The 23,503-nt window shown below is 57.6% G+C and carries 18 protein-coding genes, 2 tRNA genes and 1 riboswitch; of the genes, 8 read left to right on the top strand and 12 right to left on the bottom strand.

Annotated elements, in window-relative coordinates:
* Window positions 1-289: 289 nt before the first annotated feature.
* The 3 genes from BQ5361_RS06240 to BQ5361_RS06230 form a co-directional block, all read right to left on the bottom strand.
* On the bottom strand, window positions 290-2,026 hold the full coding sequence (locus BQ5361_RS06240) for a PKD-like domain-containing protein (RefSeq protein WP_035473785.1): 1,737 nt from the start codon (window positions 2,024-2,026) through the stop codon (window positions 290-292).
* Window positions 2,027-2,092: 66 nt separating this feature from the next.
* The gene (locus BQ5361_RS06235; RefSeq protein WP_143047569.1) at window positions 2,093-3,226 is read right to left on the bottom strand and encodes a YncE family protein; all 1,134 of its coding nucleotides are present in this window, start codon (window positions 3,224-3,226) and stop codon (window positions 2,093-2,095) included.
* Window positions 3,227-3,261: 35 nt separating this feature from the next.
* A complete protein-coding gene (locus BQ5361_RS06230) occupies window positions 3,262-5,343 on the bottom strand; it encodes a TonB-dependent receptor (protein ID WP_257526922.1) in 2,082 nt (693 codons plus the stop codon).
* A gap of 139 nt (window positions 5,344-5,482) precedes the next feature.
* Window positions 5,483-5,705, bottom strand: a riboswitch (cobalamin riboswitch).
* A gap of 185 nt (window positions 5,706-5,890) precedes the next feature.
* On the opposite strand from BQ5361_RS06230, the gene BQ5361_RS06225 reads away from it, so the two are divergent.
* From BQ5361_RS06225 to BQ5361_RS06210, 4 genes are all read left to right on the top strand, one after another.
* Window positions 5,891-6,385: a pyridoxamine 5'-phosphate oxidase family protein gene (locus BQ5361_RS06225; protein WP_022063849.1), complete on the top strand. Its 495-nt coding sequence runs from the start codon at window positions 5,891-5,893 to the stop codon at window positions 6,383-6,385.
* A 314-nt stretch (window positions 6,386-6,699) separates the two neighbouring features.
* Window positions 6,700-9,510: a M16 family metallopeptidase gene (locus BQ5361_RS06220; protein ID WP_022063848.1), complete on the top strand. Its 2,811-nt coding sequence runs from the start codon at window positions 6,700-6,702 to the stop codon at window positions 9,508-9,510.
* 225 nt (window positions 9,511-9,735) lie between these two features.
* A complete protein-coding gene (locus tag BQ5361_RS06215) occupies window positions 9,736-10,578 on the top strand; it encodes an AraC family transcriptional regulator (protein WP_035473788.1) in 843 nt (280 codons plus the stop codon).
* A gap of 66 nt (window positions 10,579-10,644) precedes the next feature.
* Window positions 10,645-11,082 (top strand): DUF4405 domain-containing protein, encoded by a 438-nt coding sequence (locus tag BQ5361_RS06210; RefSeq protein ID WP_035473790.1) that lies wholly within the window; start codon window positions 10,645-10,647, stop codon window positions 11,080-11,082.
* A 78-nt stretch (window positions 11,083-11,160) separates the two neighbouring features.
* On the opposite strand, the gene BQ5361_RS06205 is transcribed toward BQ5361_RS06210, so the two are convergent.
* Window positions 11,161-11,248 (bottom strand) — tRNA-Leu (locus BQ5361_RS06205).
* Between the two features lie 303 nt (window positions 11,249-11,551).
* Between BQ5361_RS06205 and BQ5361_RS06200 the strand changes: the two genes are divergently transcribed.
* Window positions 11,552-12,136 carry a 50S ribosomal protein L25/general stress protein Ctc gene (locus BQ5361_RS06200; protein WP_035473792.1) on the top strand — a complete coding sequence of 195 codons (585 nt, stop codon included), beginning with the start codon at window positions 11,552-11,554 and terminating at the stop codon, window positions 12,134-12,136.
* A gap of 18 nt (window positions 12,137-12,154) precedes the next feature.
* Window positions 12,155-12,766 carry an aminoacyl-tRNA hydrolase gene (gene pth, locus BQ5361_RS06195; RefSeq protein WP_022063844.1) on the top strand — a complete coding sequence of 204 codons (612 nt, stop codon included), beginning with the start codon at window positions 12,155-12,157 and terminating at the stop codon, window positions 12,764-12,766.
* A gap of 90 nt (window positions 12,767-12,856) precedes the next feature.
* Here the strand turns inward: pth and BQ5361_RS06190 are convergent, their stop codons facing one another.
* From BQ5361_RS06190 to BQ5361_RS06170, 5 genes are all read right to left on the bottom strand, one after another.
* Window positions 12,857-13,771 (bottom strand): hypothetical protein, encoded by a 915-nt coding sequence (locus BQ5361_RS06190; RefSeq protein WP_143047527.1) that lies wholly within the window; start codon window positions 13,769-13,771, stop codon window positions 12,857-12,859.
* A 13-nt stretch (window positions 13,772-13,784) separates the two neighbouring features.
* A complete protein-coding gene (locus BQ5361_RS06185) occupies window positions 13,785-14,537 on the bottom strand; it encodes a hypothetical protein (RefSeq protein ID WP_071424981.1) in 753 nt (250 codons plus the stop codon).
* A 184-nt stretch (window positions 14,538-14,721) separates the two neighbouring features.
* Window positions 14,722-14,991 carry a PqqD family protein gene (locus BQ5361_RS06180; RefSeq protein WP_035473796.1) on the bottom strand — a complete coding sequence of 90 codons (270 nt, stop codon included), beginning with the start codon at window positions 14,989-14,991 and terminating at the stop codon, window positions 14,722-14,724.
* 81 nt (window positions 14,992-15,072) lie between these two features.
* A complete protein-coding gene (locus BQ5361_RS06175; protein WP_052131087.1) occupies window positions 15,073-15,540 on the bottom strand; it encodes a S24/S26 family peptidase in 468 nt (155 codons plus the stop codon).
* A gap of 4 nt (window positions 15,541-15,544) precedes the next feature.
* Entirely contained in the window at window positions 15,545-17,278 is a 1,734-nt protein-coding gene (locus tag BQ5361_RS06170; protein WP_071424980.1) for an ABC transporter ATP-binding protein, read from the bottom strand.
* A gap of 384 nt (window positions 17,279-17,662) precedes the next feature.
* Between BQ5361_RS06170 and BQ5361_RS10875 the strand changes: the two genes are divergently transcribed.
* Window positions 17,663-17,830, top strand: coding sequence for a hypothetical protein (locus BQ5361_RS10875; RefSeq protein WP_156110319.1), 168 nt, complete (start codon window positions 17,663-17,665; stop codon window positions 17,828-17,830).
* Window positions 17,831-18,045: 215 nt separating this feature from the next.
* Here the strand turns inward: BQ5361_RS10875 and BQ5361_RS06165 are convergent.
* Window positions 18,046-18,118: transfer RNA gene (locus BQ5361_RS06165), tRNA-Lys, on the bottom strand.
* Between the two features lie 263 nt (window positions 18,119-18,381).
* Here BQ5361_RS06165 and BQ5361_RS06160 point away from each other — a divergent pair.
* Entirely contained in the window at window positions 18,382-20,052 is a 1,671-nt protein-coding gene (locus tag BQ5361_RS06160; RefSeq protein ID WP_022063838.1) for a uridine kinase family protein, read from the top strand.
* 127 nt (window positions 20,053-20,179) lie between these two features.
* On the opposite strand, the gene BQ5361_RS06155 is transcribed toward BQ5361_RS06160, so the two are convergent.
* Window positions 20,180-21,712, bottom strand: a complete 1,533-nt coding sequence (locus tag BQ5361_RS06155; protein ID WP_035473798.1) for a BACON domain-containing protein — start codon at window positions 21,710-21,712, stop codon at window positions 20,180-20,182.
* An 86-nt stretch (window positions 21,713-21,798) separates the two neighbouring features.
* Entirely contained in the window at window positions 21,799-23,253 is a 1,455-nt protein-coding gene (locus BQ5361_RS06150) for a BACON domain-containing protein (RefSeq protein WP_035473800.1), read from the bottom strand.
* Window positions 23,254-23,503: the final 250 nt, after the last annotated feature.

The raw sequence follows: 23,503 nt of genomic DNA, 5'->3' as shown, positions 1-23,503 counted from the left end.
GACTTTTCATTCGCGGAGCGGGCGATGTCCCGGAACGGACACAGGAAAGATAAATGCAGGAAACGTGCCGTTTGCGTGCGGGTACGGCGGAGCAGTGGTCGCAGGCATTTCTTCGGGAACGTATCGCGCAGTATTCCGCCGCCCGCGGGAAGGGGGAGTAAGTTATGGCAAATAACATGATAGGCCCCTTCCCGTGTTTGCGGTCGGAATATCGTCCTCTTCTGCCGTCGGCAAGACTGGGCGGCGGAAAACGTGTCCCGGTTTCAAGATGTTTCGATACGGCTCCCCGTTATTTAAGCAGGTTGTAGTCGCTGATGCCGAATACTTCCGTGGAGTTCTCGCCGAGCCATCCAGCCTTGGCCTGTACACCCGTCTGAATCTTCACGAAGTCGATGTACTTCAGGTCGGCGGGACGGCCGTCGTATGTCACGGCATTGCTTATCTTGAAGTAGTTGCAGTTTACGGAGGCATTGTGGTTGTCGTCGGCCAGACGGTCGATAGGGCTGAAGTTGTCCGAGTAGCCCCACTCGTATTCGTGGTTCACCCAGTAATTCTCGGTTATCATCTCCGTCCGGGGTTTCAGTTTGCGGCCTATCAGGGTATAGGTGTCCCCCGTAATCCATGCCGGATAGTAGTAGTCCTGCGTATGGAATGCCGGCAGGTAATCCACCTGTCCGCTGCCGCCTTCGTTGTCGGTCCAGGCCACGGGTTGGCCGGGGGAGTCGGGACGGTAATAGGTCACCGCATAGTCGAGTCGTGTTTCGGCACCGCCGTATTCGCTGCCTTTCAGTTCGTACCATGTATCGTCCGGCAGTCCGTTGCCGTTCTCGTCCTGCATCACCCACACGATACCCGGCTCGGAGGAGCCTTCAAACGAATTGCCGTCCACCCGGATGTTGTAGCCGCCGTCGTTCTCGATGCTGTGGTCGAATCCTACGACCAGGCAGCCTCCGAAAGCGCCGAGCGATACATAGGCGGCTTCCCTCATGCGGCTGTCCGCATATGCGCAGGCCGCTTCCGGGTCGGCGGCCGTATAGTGTTCGTTGACGAACTGCCCCGGAGCGGCCGTGAACTCATACACTTTGTTCCATTGGGCCGCACTGGCCGCCGAAGGCGTTCTGCGATAGGTGCCTTCCGCAGGACAGCAATGGACGGTGAAGAGCTGCGTGCGTTCCACATAGCTGTTCGTCATGACGGCCTCTACCTCGTATGTCCCTTCGGACGGTGGGGTGAAGGCGAGGATACAGGCAGGAGCCGGCCCCGCATAGACCGTCTCCACGGCGGGGGCCTCGACGGGCTCTCCGTTTACCTTCCATGTGTAAACGGCGTCGAAAGCGTTCTCCGTATAGTAGGGGCGGATGAAGACCGTGCGGCCCACGGAGACATTGTAGGCGGTCTGTTCAAACCGCCAGTCGAAGGCCATCTGCTCTTCGGTGCATACCCGTACCGTGAACGTCACGGAGTCTGTACCGTCTTCGTTGGAGGCGGTGAAGGAGAGGGCGTACTCGCCGGTTTCCTCCCCGCGGAACGTATATTCCTGCGTTGCGGAGACTGTTGTGCCGTTCACTTTCCATTCGAATGCGGAGACTTCGGCGTTGTCCACTTCGGGGGAGAAGGTGAGTTCTTCGCCCCGGAGCAGCGAATAGCCGTTCGCGGGAACGATCAGCGTAATGGCGGGGAACCGGTACGGCATGACGTCTATCCGCATTTCGGCTTCGTCCTGTCCGCTGTCGTTGATGACCTCGAACAGGAGATAGACCGAGCCCGCCTCCGTGCCGACGTAGGTGAAGGTGGGTTCGTAGCCTACCACTTCGCCCTCTATCGACCAGCGATAGGCGGCATCGTCTCCGGCGTTCTCCACCGTAGGCGTGAGTTTCAGCGGTTCATTGACCTTGATTCTGTAAATGGGTTCGTCGCTTTCGAGGATAATCCGGGGCGGTTCGGGCGAATACCTTTCGGGTATCTTCGTACACGATGCGGCTGCACACAGGAGAGCGAGCGCAGCGGCGGTTGCAAGCCGTTTCATCTTTTTTTGTTTTTCTGGTTTACCTGTCGTTTCGTATCTTGTCGTTTGTGCGGTCATCTTTTCCGGTTACTCGTCGAGGGGCCGGAGCCGTTTGCGGGTGAATACGATGTGTGCCGGAATGTCGCCGGTCGTGACCGACCATTTCCGCTTTCCCTGCCGGTCGTAGCAGTGGAGCTTGCCCGGCGTCACATAGTCTTTGGCGTCGGTGACGAAAAAGTCGCCGTTGTCGGGATTGACCGCTATTCCGTAGGGTACCTCTATCTCGGCGTCGGTACCGTCGGTGATGAAGTTGCGCGTGACTATCTTTTTGGTACGGGTGTCCACTATCGCGTACGAGGTGGCGAACTGTTCCGTGTACCAGCTCCATTCGGTGCTGTAGACATAGAGCGAGTCGCCCGCGAGCGTCATGTCGGAGTTGGGCAGCAGGTGCAGGATGTCCGTCACCTCGTCCGTGCGGCTGTCTATGACGTAGGTTTTGGAGGGGGTGTCGTAGTAGTCGCCGCGCGAGGATACGTAGATGTTGCCATAGCGGTCGAGCTCCAGCCGGTGGAGGTTGATGGCCACGTCTATCTTTTTTATTTCGGTGAAGGTCGTCAGGTCGATGACCGAAACCGTCCGGTCGTAGTTGGGAACCCGGTAGCCGCCGGAGTTGGCCACGTAGAGTTTGTTGCCCGCGATGACCATCTCCTCCGGCTGGTAGCCTACCGTACAGGTGTCCACTATCTGCATTGTCGCGGTGTCTACCTTGGCCACGTATCCCAGCCGGGCGGTGGGGTCTATCTTGACCGGGCCGGCATAGGAGCTTACATAGGCATAACCGTCCTGAAAGACGATGTAACGGCAGTTGGGTATGTAGACGGTGGCTTCGTGCCGGGCGGTGGCGACATCCATCACCTCCACCAGGTTGCTGCAATTGATGACGGCATAGAGCTTGTTGCCGTATATCTGGATGTCGTTGCCGACGTCGCCGAGTTCGTACACCACGCCGGGATTGCGTTCCGCGTAAATATTGACATGGTAGATGCCCGTTTCGTAGTCGTAGTAGTCGAGCGAGGCCTTGTTGCTGCCCATATTCCCCTCGTTGAGCAGGAAAAAACCTTTGATATCGCCGCCCGAATCGCCGCCGCCCACCTCGATGGAGGTGGAGGGGAGGACGAACTCTCCCTTGCGGCACGAGGCGAAGGGCAGGACGGCGAGCATGAGCGCGACGGAGGCACGGAGTAATCGCTTGTTGTTCATAGGGTGATACTTATGATGATTCTGAAATTCGTTCCCGGCATGGGGTAGCATTGCACCACTTCGTACTGCTGGTTGAAGATGTTGTTGATTTCGGCGCAGATGCGCATGCGGACATGCCTCATGTGTATCTCGCGGGCGAGCGACATGTCGTGCGTGTACCACGGCTGTACGTAGTTGTAGAGCGTATTGGCCGCCTGTTCGTAGCGTTCGCCCGTGTAGATGAAGCTGTAGTTGAGGCTCCACTCTCCCCAGCTTATCCCGACGACGGCCGAACCGCTGTGCCACGGGATGTAGGGAATCTGGTCGCCGTAATGGTCGGAGGAGGGGTCGGTGAAATCCTGGGCCTTCTGGTAGGTATAGGAGAACCGGGCCGTTGCCGCGAACCGGCCGTGCTCCATGCTTATGCCCGCCACCGCGTCCACGCCGCGTATCTCGACGTATCCGAGGTTGAGCATCATCCAGCGGAACTGGTTGTCGGCGGGCATGGCCACTATTTTGTCCTTTACCTTATTGAAATAGCCGTCGAGCTGTATGTCGAGCCGGTAAGAGCTTTCCGGTCGGTGCCATTCCCGGCCGTAAACCACCCCGGCATTGTACTGCTCGGTGTATTCCGGTTTCAGGTTTTTGTTCCCGATTTCGGTGTAGTAGAGGTCGTTGAATGTCGGCATGCGGAAGATGCGCTTGTAGAATCCCCGCAGGGAGAGGTCGTGCCTGCGGAGGGGTTTCCAGGAGACGATGGCCGTGGGGGTGAATTCGTTCTTGGCTCCGGCTTCCGTTCCTTTCCATTTCGTGATATCGGTCACATGGGTGTAGAGCAGGCTTCCCTGTACGGAGATGCGGCTGAACTGGAGGGAAGTGGCCGCGGCCGCAAGGACGGTGTATCTTTTCGGATAGACGAAATCCACGAGGTCGGCCTCCAGTCTGTTCCATTGCGCATCGACCGAGAGGTTGGCGCTCCACCACGGAAAGATGGAGAACATGTGGGCCGACGAGACGTAGGCCTCCTGCTGGCGGTAGCGGTTGTCGATGTACATGCTGTCCTCCTCGTCCGAGAAGTAGTGCAGGTAATCGTAAGCGTATTTTCCCTTTATAAAAAAGGTATAGAAGGGAAGCGGTTTGCGCGTGAGAGAGCCCTGCAGGAAGAAATTCGTGTCCCACTGCCGGTCCTGGTTGCGGATGTGGTCCGGGATGTTGCGGTCGATGTAGCCGGGATATCCCCGTTCGGAGTCGTAGAAATAGGCCTTGGCTCTCCATTCGCCGTCGTCGAGGTCGCCGAAGAGGGCCGCTTCGGCCCGGAAAAGCCTCACGTCGCCGTTCTTCCGGACTTCCGTGGTGTCGTATCCGTCGGCTTTCGCGTAACTGAACCTGTACTCTCCGGAGGTGTACATGTATTCCGTGTTGAGCGAGCTTCGTATTCTCCTGCCGAACTTGTGCTCCCACAACAGGGAGGGGTTGACGGTCTTGAAAGAACCTCCTTTCAGCGTCGCCTTGAAATTGTCGGTGCGGATGGAATCGAAACGGGGCCGCCGTGTCTCCATGTAGAGGGCGCTGGCCGAGGCGAAATCCTTGGCCGACTGGAATATCGAACTCTTCTGTCCGTTATAGACGGAGATGGCTTCCATGTTGTCGAGCGAGAACCTGCCGAGGTCCACCGTGCCATTCTGGGCATTGCCTATCTGTATGCCGTCGAAGAACACCCCTACGTGCTGGCTTCCCATGCTGCGTATATTGACCGTCTTGAGTCCCCCGATGCCTCCGTAATCCTTTATCTGTATGCCGGAGAAGTAGCGGAGCGCATCGGCCACGCTGTGGCTGTTCAGCTCTTCGAGCGCCTTGCCTTCGAGTTTCTGGGTGGGGATGATTTCGGTTGCCCGCCTTGCCGTGACGACGATTTCCTCGATGTCGTACGAACCGTCCACCGTGAGGGTGTCTGTCGGATGCTGCGCCCCGGCGCGGCAGGGGAGGGCCAGCAGGAGCAGCAGGCTTGCACGGACTGCCGGCCCTCCTCGCCGGTGACGTATGGCGGGAGCGGGCAGCGATGAGCTGCGGAGGGGACGGAACAGACAAAAACCCATCATTCGACCGTAATAAATTTTGTCCTGCGGAGTGCTCTCGGACGGGGGCGGTGAATGCCGGAAAGTCTGTCGGCTGTGACGTGCGGAAAGTACGTTCGTGCAGAAAAACCGCCGGTATCCACCTCCATTCTCCGCAGAAGCGAATCCGTAAAAGGCACGGGCAGGTCTTCTGACTCGTTCCTGTTCCAGCGCCTTCCCGGCCTTGGGGGCCAGTGGCAAAAGATTGCCGGAACTCGTTGCGGAGGCGGTATTGCTCCCCGGGAACTTACAGCAGCGGGAACTGTTGCCGATTCTCACGGCATTCCCTTTTAATCCCCTCCCGCGCATGGACGGCGGCATGGGGAACCTGTGCAGGGACAAAGGTAATATTAATTTCCTTGCGCAGCGCAGCACGGGTTCTGAAAATTCCCGGCCCGGGGCGGCGGAGATTCCGTAAACGGGTGGTGTGGCCGGCGGGGGAGCAGGCGTCCGGTTCATGCGGTTTTCGCGGTCGGGAGCGGCGATGCGTTGCCGTGTTTTCCCTATCTTTGCGGGTAATCGAATACGGAGGATGATGACTGCTGTAAAGTATGACAATTCGCCGGTGCGCCGGCAGGACAGGCTGTTGGAGGAGGAGCATGCGGCGGAGCTGCTCCGGAGCGGGGAGTATGGTTTTCTTGCGTTGGGAGGGGGCCGCGGAGGCTACGGCGTCCCTGTCAATTATGCGGCGGAAGGGAGCCGGATATACATACACTGTGCGCCGGAAGGGGAGAAACTCCGTCGTATCGGACAGGATGCACAGGCGGTTTTCTGTGTGGTAGGACGTACCGCGCCGCAGCCGGAGCGCTTCACGACGGAGTATGAGAGCATCATGGCCTCCGGCGTCGTTTCGGTCGTGTCCGATGACGGGGAGCGTATGCGCGCCCTCTCCCTCATCGTAGAAAAGTATTCGCCGGGATACGAGGAGCAGGGGGCGGTCTATGCGCGGAAATCCTTTGCCCGCACCGTCGTGCTGCGGCTGGATATACGCAGCATGACGGGCAAGTGCAAACGGCTCGGCAGGTAGCGGCGCCGGGAGGTTCGGCCGCGATGCCGTGCGGTGACGGTCGCGGCTGTTTTTATGCGGATGTATGCGGGGCATGTGGTGCCGGTTCCTCGGCTCACATGCCCCGCATGTGTTTCGTTCGTTCGGACGGAGTGTACGGTACGGTCTGCCGAAATTACGGATTTGTTATTAATAATCAATAATATATAAGTAATTTTACTTACCTTAGCAAAAGCAGGACGGGGAGCAGGTTTTGTCGTATGATACGGCGGCCGTGCCTGGGAGAGGAGCATCCTTAATGTCTGCTAAAGTATAACTATTAATCTGGAGTGCTTATGTTGAAGAAAATTTTGTTATCGTTGGCCGCGTTGCTCGCCGTAGCGGCGGTAATGCAGGCGCAGGAACTGCCCTATGACCCGGAGCTCCGCAAGGGGGTGCTTGAGAACGGCATGACCTATTATATCCGGCACAACGGAAAGCCCGAAGGACAGGCCGAATTCTGGATAGTACACAATGTCGGGGCTGTACAGGAGGAGGATTCGCAGCAGGGACTCGCCCATTTCCTCGAACACATGGCTTTCAACGGGACGGCGAATTTTCCCGGTAAGCGGATGATGGAGTGGCTCGAAGGGATAGGCGTGAAATTCGGGTACGACCTGAATGCCTTCACGACGCGGGAATATACCTGTTACCGTGTTTCCAACGTGCCGCTGGTACGTGAAACGGTTGTGGATTCCTGCTTGCTGATACTGCATGACTGGTCGCACTGCATCACGCTCGACGGCGGGGAGATAGACAAGGAACGCGGCGTCATCATCGAAGAGCTGCGCCAGGGAGAGGGGCCGGCAAGGCGCATGTGGTGCGGGGCGGCTCCGTTGCTTTACGGAGATACCCGGTATGCCACCCGCAACCTGATTGGCCATATCGACGGGCTGAGTACCTTCCCGCATGACGAGCTGCGCGATTTCTACGGTCGCTGGTACCGTCCCGACCTGCAGGCCGTCATCGTGGTAGGCGATTTCGACGTGGACGAGATGGAGGCAAAGGTGCGGGCCGTCATGTCCGACATTCCGGCCAAGGAGAACCCCGAGCCGAAGCGGCGGATAACGCTGCCCGACAATGCGCAGCCGGTCGTGGGCCTCTTTACCGACCCCGAAGCGACCATGACCTCTTTTTCGCTCTATTACAAGCGTCCGCTGCGGCCTTTCGAGTCCCGCAATACGCGGCAGGGGAACCTGAACACCCTGTGTGACGGTATGATGATGTATGCGATGAACCTGCGTCTGGCGGAACTCGCCATGCGGCCCGGCGCCTCTTTCGTGTCGGCTTATGTGGCAGGCGACCCGGTCGCCAGTTTCGTTTCCGATGTGATGCGGCTGACGGTGAATGTCAAGGAGGGGGAGCTGTTGCAGGCGGTGACCGAACTGTATACCGAAATGGAGAGGGTCTCCCGGTACGGATTTACTGAAGCGGAGTTCGGCGTGGTGAAAGCCGATTACGAACGGATGGTGCAGCGTATTTTCGACAGCCGCGACGACCGTTTCAACCAGAATTTTACGGCCGTTTACCGTGACAATTTTCTGTATAACCGCCCTGCGATGGATGCGCGGACCGAATATGAAACGGATATGGCTGCTGTCGCAGCGTTGTCGTTCGAGGAATTCAACGATTATGTGAAACGACAGTTTTCCGATGAGAATCAGGTGCTTGTCGCCTATGCGCCGGAAGGGGCGCCGGGCCTCCCGACCGTCGGGGAGCTGGAGACGGCCCTGGCGCAGGTACGCGGCGCCGAGCTGGAAGGGACTTCGCCCGAAACCGTCGTGGCACCTTTGCTTCCGGAGGGTACGCGGCTGAAGGGCGCCCGCGTGAAGAGGACGGCGGAGGGGGCGTTCGGCTCGACGGTCTGGACACTCCGCAACGGCGTACGTGTCGTCGTGAAACCTACGGATTTCATGACCGACCAGGTGTGCCTGTATGCCCGTGTTCCCGGCGGTCGGTCGTTGCTCTCCGACGAGGAGATGCTTGCCGCACAGGTGCTGGATTACTATATCGGCCAGACGGGCGTGGCGGAGTCGGATGCCGCCCTGTTGCGCAAACAGCTCGCCGGCAAGACGGTCAGATGCTGGCCCGGGACCGGAGCCTATGAGAACGGCTTCTCCGGCACCTCCTCTCCGAAAGACGTGGAGACGCTTCTGCAGCTCGTCTATCTCTATCTTGCCCAACCCCGGTTCGACGGGGAGACGTTCGGGGTGGTTATGGAACAGTTGCGGCACTCCTATCGGAATCGGACCGCCGACCCGTCGTTCCGTTACGGACAGGAGGTCAATGAGACGATGTACGGCGGTTCGCCGCGCCGGCCCTATTTCGTGTACGACGACATCGACGGCATCACGTTGGAGCAGTTGCAGACGATTTATGGAAAACTCTACGGCAATCCGGGCGATTTCACCTTTTTCATTACGGGTAATGTGGACGAGAAGACGCTGCGTCCGCTGGTCGAAAAGTATATCGGTTCCCTGCCGCGTGCATCGCACCGGGCGGAGTGGGTGGACGACGGGGTGCGGACGCCTGTGGGAACGGTGGAGAACCGGTTCGCCGTGAAGATGGAGCAGCCGAAAGTCTCCGCCTGTACGTTGTTTACCGGCCGGATGCCCTACACACTGGAGAATACGCTCGCTATGGCGGTACTCGGACAGTTGCTCGATATACGTTATACGGCTGTGATGCGCGAAGACAAGGGAGGAACGTACGGTGTCAGCGTGAGCGGTTTAGTACAGGCCTTTCCCGTGCAGCAATACCAGTTGTCGATAGCGTATGAGACGGCGCCCGAAAAGCTGGATTCGCTCCGGCCGGACGTATCGGGCGAACTGGCCCGTATTGCCCGCGAGGGTGCCGACGAGGCCGACCTGGCCAAGGTCAAGGAGTATATCGCAAAATCCTTTCCCGAATGGTGCCGAGATAACTGGATGTGGCTGAATGTACTGCGTGGTTATTATCTTCAGGACTACGACGGCCTGACCGGATACATGGATATCGTCGAAGGTTTTACCCCCGATGATTTCAAACGGCTTGCTTCCCGGATACTGGCCGACGGGAACATGCTGGAGGTCATTATGGAACCGGAACCTGCACCGCAAGCCGAATAACGTTCGGTTCGGGTGCAGCGGCTGCATCACCGTGTGTCGAGTACCGTCGTGGCATTCGGTAGCCGGGAACTTCGCACCGTTGGTGCAGCCGGTACGGACCGGCGCGATGACAGTCGCAGGCAGGACACTGAGCCGGAAGAAGCCGTCGTTCCTGTCGAGGGGATGGTGTGAAGACTTGATACGGGCCGCTGCCGCGTTATCTTTGTCCGTTCAACGGAAGTTATTATGGCGACTTTACCTGTGCATGGGGCGGCCAAGCTCTCCGACTGCGGGATTTTCCTGCGGGAGGCAGTCCCTTCTTTGCCCTGTGAGGCGGTCGAGTATCCCCACAGGGACGATTACTACCTCTTCGGCGTGGTTTATGGCGGTTCGTGTACCGTGTGTGTCGATTTTCAGGAGTATGAGCTCACCGGGGGCGATGTGGTGTGCGTCCTGCCCGGGCAGGCGCACGCGTTCCTGCAGGCGGAAAACCTGTCTGCCTCTTTGCTCGGGATGGATGCCCTGCTGGTCGGCGGTTCCGACCGGAGTGTTATCGACGAATACGCCCTGGCGCCTGTGCCCCTGCGGGTGGATGTCTGGCAGCGGCACGAACTCGGAGCGCTCTTCTCGCTTCTGTCCGACCGGTACGCGGAGGCCGGCGATGAGAGTTCGCGGGAGGTGGTGCGCCGTCTGGCCGGTGCGGTCGCCGCCGTTGTGATGGAGGCGGTGCGGCAGGCTGCCCGCCTGCGGCCGCAGCCGAGGCGCTATGTCGATATCATGCTTCGCTTCCGGAAGCTTTTGCAGGCGGGGTTGCGTGAATACCGGAGTCCGGCCCGTTATGCTGCGGCGCTCCATATTTCGGAACCGTATCTGAACGAAGCCGTCCGTGCCGTGACCGGAATGAGTGCCGGGAAATATATTCGCAGCGAAATCGTTCTGGAGGCCAAGCGTCTGCTTTGCCATACGGACGGCAGCGTGAAGGAAATTGCCGGGGAACTGGGATTCGGGGACTGCACCTATTTTTCCAGACTTTTTGCGCGGACGGCGGGCATGAGCCCTGCGCTTTTTCGGGCGAAGTACCGCGGATAGTACGGACTTTACCCCGTTCCGTCCATTGTCCGCATGTTTGTGCCGCCGTTACTTTGCGGAAAAAAGATGAGCGGGAAACGGAGTATATTTATTACGGATGCGGCATTGGTACCGCTTTTCGCAGCGGTGCTTGCGACCGGGGTGAGACTGCATGTCGCCGGAGAGACGCAGAGCCACGATGTATGGCATGTGTGGGCGGTATGGCATACGCTCGCCGGCATCGCCTTTCTCGCGCTGGTCTTTCTGCATCTCCGGCACCATTGGGGATGGTATAAGGGGTGGAGGAAAAGGTCGGTGCGCAGGAACGGCGTGACATGGTTGCTCTCGCTCTCCTTTGCCGTGACGGTACTGACGGGAGCGCTGCTGCTGGCTTGCGTCGAGGGGGCGGGGTCCCCGACGGGATGGTGTCATTATGTGGCCGGACTGGTTGCCGGTATATGCGGAATCCGGCATATGGCAGCGCGGTGGCCGGTACTGCGGAAAGGGCTCGGACGGAGACCCTGAGCGGAACTTCCGAAGCGTGTCTCTCTGCACTTCCCTCGGAAACGAAAAAGCCGCTGTTTTCAGCGGCTTTTTCATTATTGGTGCCCAGGACGAGACTCGAACTCACACGCCGTAAACCGGCACTACCCCCTCAAAGTAGCGTGTCTACCAATTCCACCACCTGGGCTTCTGCCTTCGCTGAACGCTCCGGCTCCAATCATGCTTATGAACCTGTTTCCCCGAAAGGGTGTGCAAATATAGATATTTTTCTTTGAATACAAGCCGGCGGGAGAAAAAAATAAAAAAAATCCGGGTGATGCGGCCGGCAGGCGGGATTTCCGCCGCCGTCCCGTTTCCGCCGCCCGTTTGCGTATTCGGGTAAAATCGTTATCTTTGCACCCGCAGGCGGAATGGGTGCAGCCGGTACGCCCGTCGGCGGAGGAGGCTGCATGAGTACCGCCCAAGTGTAACGTTAAACGATAACATACAAATGGAAACCATTCAGATTAAAGGCGCCAAGCGCGAGAATTTTGGGAAAAAGGGGAGCAAGGACGTGCGCCGCGAAGGCCGCGTGCCGGCGGTAATTTACGGCGGACACGAGGAGCCGATACACTTCTCGCTCGAAGAGAAGGAGATGAAGCCGCTGCTTTTCACCCCCAATTCGTATATCGTGGAGCTCGACATCGACGGCAGGAAGGAGCAGGCTGTCATGCGCGACGTACAGTTCCATCCGGTGAAGGATTATCCCATGCACGTGGATTTCTTCCGCGTACTGCCCGGTAAGCCTGTGGCGATAGACGTGCCCGTGAAGATAGTGGGTAACTCGGAAGGGGTGAAGCTCGGCGGTAAGCTGACCGTACAGAAACGCAAACTGCGCATCAGCGGTCTGGTAGAGAACCTGCCCGATTTCCTCGAAGTTGATATCACGAACCTCGGTATCGGCAAGTCGATTTTCGTGGGCGACCTGAGATACGACAACCTGACGCTGCTTACCCCGGCGACCACTTCGGTATGCGCTGTCATCATGACGCGTGCCGCACGCGGTGCCGCCGCTGCCGCCGCCGCAGGCAAGTAGGAATAGAACAGGCAGTTCATGAAGTATCTGATAGCCGGACTCGGGAACATAGGCTCCGAATATGCCGAAACCCGGCACAATATAGGTTTTAAAGTGTTGGATGCCCTCGCTGCGGCATCCAACGCTGTTTTCAGGACGGAGCGTTACGGCGATGTGGCGGAGATGCGGTTCAAGGGGCGTACTTTCCTCCTGCTCAAGCCATCCACCTATATGAATAACAGCGGCAATGCAGTGCGGTACTGGCTCCGGAAAGAAAAGGTGGAGCCGGCCGAATTGTTGGTGGTGCTCGATGACCTCGCGTTGCCGCTGGGAACCATCCGTATGCGGGCGAAGGGTAACGACGGCGGCCATAATGGTCTGAAAAGTATCGATGCCTGCATCGGGACCAACGCCTATCCGCGGCTTCGCTGCGGCATAGGGCATGATTTCCGGCAGGGACAGCAGGTGGATTATGTGCTCGGCGAGTGGCTTCCGGAGGAGAAGGAGACGCTGCGCAGCGTCATCGGGATGGCGTCGGAGGCCGTCCTGTCGTTCGGAACCCAGGGGGTGGAGCGTACCATGAACCTCTTCAACAAGAAGGGGGTGGGAGCGGAAACCGACAAAAACGGTACTGTCCCGACCGGTAGGTGACACTCGGTGATAAACGGCTTCTGCGGAAGCGGAGGGAAGGAGAACAGCCCCGCTCCGGTAAGGTTCAGCCTGCCGGAGCGGGGTTGTTCGTTACTGACGTGCGTTGCCGAAAAGGGCTTCGGACGACACCCGGGCGGCATCGGCGTTGGGCAGGCAGTCGAGTGTATAGACCGGTACGGCGGAGAGCATGTGCGACAAGGCATCGCACAGGATGTCCAGCATCCGGTCGTCCTGCTGGAGTGTGGGGAGGCAGGAGGGAAGAACCGCACCGAAGGCTTGCAGGGTGTTCAGACGGGTGATTTGATTGTAGGGGGCCCGCCGGATGCGGACCAGGGCCGCCAGGGGATAGTGTTCGGCACGGTAACACGGGGTTTTACCGCTCCACGGAGTACCGTAAGCCGTCGTGCCGTCGGCGGATATGCGTACCGCCGGAGCGTCGTCGTTGAGCAGGGTGCTCCCTTCGATGTTTTCGAGCCACATTCTCGAATGGGTGGATTTGCCTGTGCCCGATTCGCCGAGGAACATGACGGCCTTGCCGCGGTAGCGTATCGTGGAGGCATGGATGAGCAGGATGCCCTTTCCGACGGCGGCCACCGACAGCGCGAAGATGAGCAGGTGGTCAAGGATGTGTCCGGGAGGAGCGATGCCTTGCATGGTGAGGTCTGCCGGATATGCGGGGGTATCGTCGGGACTGTCGGAACGGAGCGGACAGGCTATCGAGAAGGTCTTGCTGCTCGCCTTGTGCGTGATGGAAAGGAGACAGCGGTCCGGATATATCCGGAGCCTGGCTGCATCTTCAGTCAGAGCATAGTCGAATGTCTTGAGCGGCTCCCCGGCCGGTACCGTGACGGTACGGTCGATGTCTGCGATGAAGAGTACCTTTTCGGCCGGTACGGTATCCGCCGTCATGAAAGGCCCGTAATTCTTCTCCATGCGGTGCAGCATGGCTTCCTGTTTGGCTGTTTTGATGCCGAATGTCTCTCCGGCTACAGTTACGTATATCATCGGCATATGTTCTCTATACGTTATTGTCGTCCTCGTCGTCCTCGTCGTCGTATATGTCCGGGAAGAGCCTTTGGAGTTCGTTGTCGGTGATTCCCGTTTTTTCTTTGTTGGCGTTGTTCTCTTCCTTCAGCAGGGCCGTCAGTTCCGGCAGCAGCAGTGTGTGCATTCGGTGTATCCGCAGGTAGGCTTTCGTGGCCGGGTTATCGAGGTGGACGCGCACGAGCGCCGTCGGTTTATCGTCCCTCTTTTTCTGGCGTTCGAACTGTTCGAACGTGCTGTCGCAGGCTTCCGTATGGTAGGCGGCTACGGTTTCGTAGAGGTCCGATATGGTGTTCTTCAGCGAGAAACAGGTGTTGATGGAGTAGAGCAGGTTGAGGTCGTTGAAGTCGTGCCACGTTTCCATGCTGTTGGAGAAGGCCTTTTCGGCCGATTGGTTGCTCAGCAGGAGCTGGGGCAGTATCATCGAGGAGAGCAGCAGGTCGATGGTGTCGCGGCTTATCTCCGCCAGGCGGTCGGGATGCCGTTCGTAGACGAAACGGTACAGACTGTCGGTCTCCTGCATCTCTTCGCATATCGCTTCCAGTTGCATGATGTCGTTGTCGATATGGGCTATCGCTATCAGTTCGGCCCGGCGGGCCATGCTTTTGCGGGCGTGCATGTCGATGACCGCGGTCGTCCCGAAAGTGACGACGATACCGAGAAATGCACCTGCGAAGTTGGCGGACATGTTGTTCCACCACGATTTGTCGATGAAAGGTCTCTTCATATTTCGGTTCGGTCCGTACCGGGTGCGGTACGGTCAATGACGATACTTTCCGGGTGCCGGGGCTGCGGGGAACGGGCGGAGTGCCGTCTGCCGGCCACCGGACTTTCCCGCCGGCCGTCTGCGGAAAAGACAACGTGTACCGGCGTATCCGACGGGAGCACCCGACCACCGGGTACTTCGGTGTCTATTCCTCTATCAGCTCTGCTTTGCGGAGTTGTGCTATCCATGTTTCGGCATCCGCCAGGGCGGTCGGGCGTTCCACCTCGTAGTGCTCCGTCAGCAGGTCTGCTACCCGGCCGGCATCGAATTCCGTACCGCTGAGCTGTTCCCACAGCCATACTGATGAGGTGTTCAGTGAGACGACTTTTGTCAGATTGACGTTGAGCGTGCCGATGGAGACGATGACATGCTCTCCGGCGATGTTCCTTATCTTGTATCCCTCTTTGATTTTCATTTTCGTGCGTATTGAAATGTGTTTCTGCAAAAATAGTAAAATTGCCGTTGTTCCCGGCAGGAACGGGAGCGAATCGGAAGGTCAGGCTGCGGGTGTTCCGGAGCGGCGGCCCGTTCCGCGCAAGTCGTGGTAGAGTGTTCGTGCGGACTTTACTGCGAGGCTCCAGGCCGTGAGGAGATGCCAGCGGACCGAACCGTAGTCGATGTGACGTCCGTTGCGCTCGATGGAGTCGACGTATGCCGTGATGTCGCCGGGGCGGATGCGTTCCTTTTGGCGGTAGTTGCCGTCGCCCTCGATGACCGCCTCTTCGGCATCGATGCGGCATATGCGGTGCAGAATATGCCTGCCCCGGTAGCGAAACAGCACCACCATACCCCGTTCCGGCCTGTGCAGGCCGATGGGGGAGAGGTTGACGCAGTCGGTGCCGTTGCGCAGGAAAGGGCGCATGCTGTATCCCTTGACGCGAAGGCGGATACGGCCTCCTTCGCCGATTATCTGTTCTACGTCGGCGAACAGCTCTTCGTTCTTGACGGTTTTGGTTTCCGGCATCGTTTTACCCTATGTCGATTATGCGGTCGCAGAATCCGAGCGTCTGCTCGCGGTGCGATATTATCAGGATGGTCAGTTCGCTGTGGCGTTCCGACAGCCGTTCGACGGCCTCCACGATTTCCCGTTCCGTCCGGCTGTCGAGCGATGAGGTGGCCTCGTCGAAGAGCAGCACCGATGCGTTCTTGTAGAGGGCGCGTGCGATGCCGATGCGCTGCCGCTGTCCGCCGGAGAGCCTGCACCCCGCTTCGCCCGTCACAGTGTCCGTACCCTGTGGCAGGGAGGCTACGAGCTCCGTGAGCGAAGCGGCCCGGATGGCCCGCTGCAGCCGCTCGGCATCTATCTCGTCGCTTCGTTTTCCGAAAGCAATGTTCTCGGCCAGCGTCATGTCGGGAATGAAGACGTCCTGCGACACGTAGGCGAGGTTGTCCTGCCACTGCCGGGTGTTGGCGGGTGACAGCGGCGTACCGTCTATCCGTACCTCTCCCGATTCGGGCCGGAAAAAGCCGCAGAGAATGTTGAACAGGGTGGTCTTGCCTGCCCCCGAATATCCCCGGATGCCTATCTTTTCCCCTTTCCGAATCGTCAGCGAGAAGCGGTCCAGTACCGCTTTCCCTTCGGGCTCGTAACGGAAGGTGACATCGTCCACCTTGATTTCCCGCTCGAAGGGGAGGCGTCCGGCCGGGGCCGCATCGAACCGTATCTGCGGTGCATCCGCAAAGGTCTCCGCTATCTTCTCCGCGGCGAAGGCATTGCGTTTGTACTCTACCCAACTGTTCACGATGCGGTTTACCGAGGGTACTATCTTGTATGCCGCCACGGCGAATACGCCGAGCGATACCGTCAGGGCGGACATCTCCGTGCCGCTCGCCAGACCGACGATTATCATGACCACCACCCCCAGGATGAGCGAGAATTCCGCCATGCGCCCTGCGGCGGTACGCACCAGCATGGCCCTGCGGCGGCAGTCGGTGAGGTTCCGCAGACCGTCGCGAAACCGGTCGGATACGTACCGTTCCGCGTTGTTGATTTCGATGTCCGAATAACCGCGCAGGGTTTCGTAGAGCGTCTTGTTCTGGGCCACGAAGAGCCTGTTCTCCGTGCGGCCGTTCTCGTTCATCCTGCGCCGGAAGACGAGCGCATAGACGAGCGTCAGCGGCAGGAAGACCGCCAGGGCGAGGAGAACCAGCCGCGGGTCGTACCACAGCAGGGCGGCAGCGACGAGTCCCAGCAGGATGATCTCCGTGACGATGGAGAAGAGCTGGCCGAGTACGCCGTCGGTGAAACGGAGGCAGACGCCGTTCACGTTGTTAATCAGTTGCGAAGTGTGATTGTTGCGGATGAAGAGCAGCCCCTTGGAGAGGTAGATGTCGAACATGCGCGTAGAGTAGTGCCGGTAGAGCGAGAGCAGGTATTTCGATACGGCGTTGGATACGGTGAGTGTCAGGATGCTCTTGACGATAATGACGAGCAGTACGGCGACGCATACGGCCGTGACGAACGTACCGAAAGAGGTGAAACTCCCCGCCTCGTAGAGCCACCGCATGACGGGATAGCTGAATGTGGCGTCTTCGCTGAGAATGAGCAGCAGTACCGGTACGAGTGCGGCGACGCCTACGAAGTCGAGCAGTGCCAGTGCCACCGAGGCGAAGACCACGCCGACAGCTCCCCGCCTTCGGTCGCGTGGAATAAGGGATATCGCCTTCGTAAAGGAGACTGCTGCCGGAGAGTTGCCTTTCATGCTTCGTGTCGTCGCGGGACGGGGCTTGTCTGTCCGGCCCCGGACAGACGCAAATATAGCAAAAAAGCTTGCTCCTAGGCTCGGGATGAAAACGATACCTGATGCGAATTTTTCTTTTTGCAAATAGATTTATTTTGTAAACAGACTGTTCGGTATGTTAATTCCATCCGAATAGTTTATCGTTTATGCTTGGTCTGTTATGTTGGAATTGTATCTTTGGCTCCTTGCTGATTGTCGATGTTTCAATGAATAGGCTTGCAGGGTTGTAAGATAAATCCAACCGCTCGGGGAGTGCTCGGCGGTAAAGGACGGGCCCCGTTCCGACATGCGGGAAATAGATTGTCTTATACGACAGTGGAGTATATTTCTATTGTATTTGTGGTTGTGGAAATAGCTATTGGAATATCAGCTCTTTTAGTTGCTATCTTTACATTGAAATTGCAATTTTTCTCCAGACCTAAAGAAGAATTAGAGCATTTACAAATTCAGTTTAAAGCAACTCAAGAATTATCTTTGCAAGTTTTAAGTGATTTGGATATTGTTGTGTCCTAATGTTTTAAACGCTGACTGTTTTGATGAGTATGCCATCGGCGTGCGGTATGGAAGTGGTGTAGGAATGGTAGGGTATAGGTCGTCAGGGGGATATTCAATCTTAATTTTATGCCTGAATTGTGTTTGTCGATTTGCTCAGGCTTGTAAATACTTGTGAATAACATATCCATAAAATAAAGTACCCGATAATCATTTGATTATCGGATACTTTGCCGTGATCCAGCTGGGGCTCGAACCCAGGACCCCATCCTTAAAAGGGATGTGCTCTACCTGCTGAGCTACTGAATCTCCTTGTTTGTAGTTTGGGCTTAGGTCAATGTCCTTCCGGCGGGCGGAAGAACCGGGTGTGTTTTCCTAAAGCGGTGCAAAGATAGGCAGTTTTTTTGTTTTGCCAAAATAAGATTTCATAAAATTCCGGTCACATTCTTGTGATTATTGCGCGGTTCCGCGGCGAGAGGGGTACACTCTTTGGGGATTATCGTATTTTTGTACGGGAAATGTACGGAATGTGCATATCCGGCGTTAATCAATGTGAACGAAGATTTTTTGATATGAATGGCAATCTGGTCGGTATAGCGTGTGAAAACAACGGTGCCAACATGATGGTGGAGTGGGGAACGAGGCTTTCGGATATCATCCGGATGCTTCCGGAACCCGACCTGCCCTATCTTGCGGCGTATGTGAACAATGACATAAAGGAGCTCGACTACATGATATACGAGCCCGTTTCGGTGCGGTTCATCGACATTACGCATTTCGAGGGTATCCGAGTGTATCAGCGGACACTTTTCTTCACCTTGCAGAAGGCGGTGCACGACCTGTTTCCGGGGCGGCGGTTCCGTATTCCGCACTCGGTTTCCAAAGGATTTTACTGCGAGATAGAGGGACTGGACGAAGTGTCGCAGGAGGATGTAGACCGTCTCAAAGCGCGGATGAATGACCTGATTGCGCAGGATATTCCCATCGCGCGGCAGAAGGTGCTTGCCTCGGAGGCCAAGGAGGTCTATTCGCGGCTGGGCTTTTACGACAAGATAACGCTGATGGATACCCGACCGAAACTGTATGTCACCATGTACGGCCTGGCCGACATTGTGGGGTATTTTTACGGCGCTTTGGCGCCTTCGACCTCCTATCTGACGCTGTACGACCTGAAGCCGTATTACAAGGGTATCTACATCGCCGTGCCGAAACGTACCGCCCCCGACCAGCCCGAAGTGATGATACATCAGGAGAAGATGTTCGATATCTTCACCGAATACAAGGAGTGGGTGGATGTGATGGGGGTGCCGAACATCGGCCTGCTTAATACGCGGGTTCTGGCCGGAGAGGCAAGCGACCTCATCAAGGTTGCCGAGGCTTTCCATGAGAAGAAGCTCGCCAGCATTGCGGACGCCATCTATGCGGCCAACCGCAGCCGCGGCGCACGGCTCGTGCTCATATCGGGGCCTTCGTCCAGCGGCAAGACCACGTTCGCCAAACGGCTCGGCATCCAGATGAGGATATTGGGGCTCGACCCGGTGCTGATTTCGCTCGACGACTACTTCCTCGAGAGGGAGCAGACGCCCCGCGACGAGAACGGCGATTTCGATTACGAAACCATCGATGCGCTCGACCTGAAGACCTTCAACGAGCACCTCGGACAGCTCTTCGACGGGCAGAGCGTGGATATTCCCCGCTATGATTTCATTTCGGGCAAACGGCAGTGGCACGAGTCCCCGCTGCAGCTCAGCGATCGTTCGGTGCTCGTCGTGGAGGGTATCCACGGCCTCAATCCGCGGCTGACGGAAAAGGTGCCCGATTCCTATAAATACCGGATATACATCTCGGCCTTCACTTCCATCATGATGGACGACATGAACCGTATCCCGACGACCGACAACCGGTTGATTCGCCGCATCGTGCGCGATAACGAGACGCGCGGCAGCGATGCGGTCTCCACGCTCCGCCGCTGGGCGAGCGTGCGGGCGGGGGAGGACAAGTACATCTTCCCGTATCAGGAGAATGCCGACGTCATGTTCAATTCGTCGCTTTTCTACGAGTTGCCCGTGCTCCGCAGTTACGCCGAACCGTTGCTGTACAACGTGCCGAATACGGTGCCCGAATACGGAGAGGCCAAAAGACTGCTGAAGTTCCTCGACAACTTTCTGAACATATCGTCGGCGGAGATTCCTCCTACTTCTATACTGCGCGAATTCATAGGCGGTAGCAGTTTCAGGTATTGACTTTCGGCCGCAGACGAACCGGACGGCAGGGAACGGATGTTCCGTAAGGTGTATGAGAAGGCCGCAACCATCGGGTTGCGGCCTTCTCCTCTATTTTCGACCGGTACCTGCGGTCGGAGTCCGTGGATTAATCGGGAAGCTGCCTCCCGTTTACGTTGAGGCCGATAGAGCCGGAATATGTTCCAGTGAGCCTGTTGCCGATATCGTCCAGCAGGTCGAACTCGAAGACGTAGGAGTTTTCGAACCCTTCCATTTTGGTTACGGTAACGGTGCCGGATACGACGGGCGCTGCACCGACGACTTCGTTGTCGCGGTATTCCAGGTACCAGAAGTCTACGTATTTGTTCCATGTAGTCGTACCTTCGGTACCTTTGTCTATCGTCCAGGCATCCTTGTAGTAAATTGCGTCCGGGTCTTCCGGATGCGGTTTCGGGGTGACGATTTCGTATTCCCCGTCGGGGAGGATGTACATGTCGTCGTCGTTCATCTCGATTCGTTCCGTGACGGGCATGAAGTGGAGCCGGTGACCCGAGCCCTCGATTGCACCGGTATTGCGGTTGAAGGAGAGCCCTTCGGAAAAGAGGTTGAGTTCCCACTGGATGGTCGGCTGGAGGGTGTCGTCGGGTGCATACGGCATCAGCGTGGAGTAACCGTGGTCAAGGCCCAGCGTTGTGAGGTCGAGATCACCGTCCAGCGTGGTGAGGTGGTCTGGGGCCGCGGTCTGGGTGATGGGGATGCGCAGTTCGTTCAGCCCTTCGGCCGTAGGGGTGACCACGAGGATTCCCGAACGCGGTTGTTTTTGGGTGTTGCGCGTGAAAGAGAGATTGATGTATCCTTCGCCGGTCGAGGCGGTGGCCGTCGCCCAGTCGAGTGCGTTCCCCTCCGCGTCTGTCGCTTTGGCCGACCATTCCGTATTCTCGGCGGTTACCGTCAGCAATACGTAGAGTTTGCCGTCGATGCCGTTATAGGGTATCTCTATCGGGTCGGAGGGGGATACGGTCAGCGACGGCGGGAGAATCCTGCCTTCCTGTATGATGCGAATGGCCTTGCTGTCGGCGGCATCGTCCGACGGGGTGATGACGACGCTTCCCGACCGGCGCTGCGTGTCGGGGTTGTCGGCGACCGAGACCGTAAGCTTGTCGCCTGCCGCGGCGACCGTTATCCATTCACCGGATGTTTCGTCGGGCGCCGCCGTCCATGTCAGCGTTTCGGAAGAGGAGGTTACGGTCACCTCCTGCGGGGCAGCACCTTCGCCCTCGAAGGTCAGCGAAGACGGATTCACCGAGATGGACATCTCCGGCGGGTTGGCATTGGCCTGCTGTGTGACGGTTACGCCGCGTGCGGGCAGTTTGCTGCCGTCCGTTACCTGTATCCTGATTTGTCCTGTCCGCTGTTCCCCTTTGTTGTTGTCGGCCACGGATACGGTGAGTACGTTTCCTTCCTGTGAGACGGTCATCCATGCCTGTGCGGCAGCGGATACGGAGTATTCCCATGTTACGTTTTGGGCCTGGACGGTAACGTTCTGGACCGTGCCGCCCGTAGCCTCGAATTCGAGCGAGGTGGGCGAAACTTCGAGCGATTTCGTTTCGGTCTCCGTTTTGTTGCATGATGCGGCGAGGAGAGCGACGGCCGCCGCGAGCAATATCTTTTTCGTTTTCATTGTCTTCTGTTTTTAAGGTTGGCGAGGTATCGATGAGGGATGCCTCCTGCCGACGGCCTTTCGCCGGCAGGAAACGTCCCTTGGGGCTATTTTTCCACGGGAGGAGCCATGTACCAGCTTACGACACGCGGTCCGAGTTCGCTGTATTCTATAACCGACCCTATCATGGAGGATTTGTCCGGGGTCATATAGGTGATGTAGCACATCGGGATGACCATGTGGTAATTGTCGAGTACCCATTCCTGTACGGAGCCGAGGCTCACCTGATTCTCGATGTCGTACACGATGCCCGAACTCGGCAGGAAGGTTCCGACGAGGATGATGCCCAGCCCGTCGTCCGTAACGTGTGCGGCACTGCCCTCGCCGAAGTCCTTTACGATGGTCGTTGTGCCCGTTTCGGTGTTGAAGAAGGCCGGATAGCGTGCCTGTACGTAGTTCCTCGGTGAGGGGTAGTCCTCGGTGCGGTAGGTCCCGGCAATCCAGCGGCCGTTGGGGCTGATGTTGGTCAGTTCCGCCGTGCATATCATGCCGTTGACGATATTGGAGTCTATCATCTCGCCTACGCTGTTCTCTATCTGGACGGTTCTCACTTCGCGGACGTCGCTGCCGACCCAGTCTACCTTACCGTCCTTCCAGTAGAGCATGCCGTAGTCCAGGTTGTCCCACGTGCTGCCATAAATGACCGAACCGTCTGCCGAACAGCCGCGGGCCATCACTCCGCTCACGTAAGGTTCGTTACGGAAATTGAGTTCCGGGACGGGCAGCACTTCCGGAGTGCCTCCGTCGGTCCATTTCAGCGGGCGGTACATGCCGCCGAAAGCCAGTACGTCATCCAGCCCCCAGCCGACCCAAATGCGGCCGTCGGCCGAGATGCTCTGTACCGAGGGCAGGAGTTCGTGCCCCTCGGCATTGGCGGGCAGAAAGTAGTCGCCCGCGAGGTTGAAGCCTACGCATGCGCTGGTGTTGGCATCCAGGAAGAATATCGTCCCTTCGTCGGAGATGGCGAAGGGCAGTTCGATGTTGAAGAGACTGTTGGGATAGGGACCGAGCTGTATCCATTCGTCGGTTTCGAGGTCGATGATGGTCGGGTAGTTTTCCCACGTCTCGTCGGGCAGCAGTTCCTTGATGTTGCCTCCTACGTAACGTCCGTTCTTGGACATGACCGCTCCCATATCGAAAGTCTTGAGGACGCGGTAACGGTATATTGTACTCTCCGGTGCCATCTGTATGACCTTTATTCCGGCCGTCGCACTGCCGCTGGTGATGACGATTTCGGTCACCCTTTCCATTCCGCTGTCGTTGTCCGCCGCGGCAAGGAGGAGGTAGTCGTCCTGTCGTTCCACGGTCAGCCATGAGGCGCCGGCGTCGGCCTGCCATGCGCCGGATGCCGTCACTTCGATGCTCTTTTGTGTGTTGTCGCTGGCGAGGAAGGTACAGGCGGCGTCGCTCAGCCGGACATACTCGTAGACAGTTTCCGTGCTGCTGCACGCTGCTGTCAGTGCAGCAGCGGCCGCCAGCGTGATGAAATGAAGTTTTTTCATACGATTAGGTGTGTTTTAGTGGATGAATTGAAATTGAAGGTTAACGATTGAAAAGCGCATTCGATATAATGCGTACAATTCAAAAATAAGTGTTCAAATAAAATTTAATATTACAATTTTCGGAAAACATGTTGTTGTGAACGCAGAAAGCGAAGTTTGGGACTTTTGCCGGTCGGTCGTCTGTGTGAGGTGTTGCGGGAAACAGTCCGGAAAGCGGAGATTCGGCATACCGGGCCGTTCTTGTCTCGGA

The organism is Tidjanibacter massiliensis, from assembly GCF_900104605.1.
In the GTDB taxonomy this organism is placed as follows: domain Bacteria; phylum Bacteroidota; class Bacteroidia; order Bacteroidales; family Rikenellaceae; genus Tidjanibacter; species Tidjanibacter inops.
The sequence above is the reverse complement of the archived record's forward strand: the minus strand, read 5'-3'. Positions and strand labels throughout refer to the sequence as shown.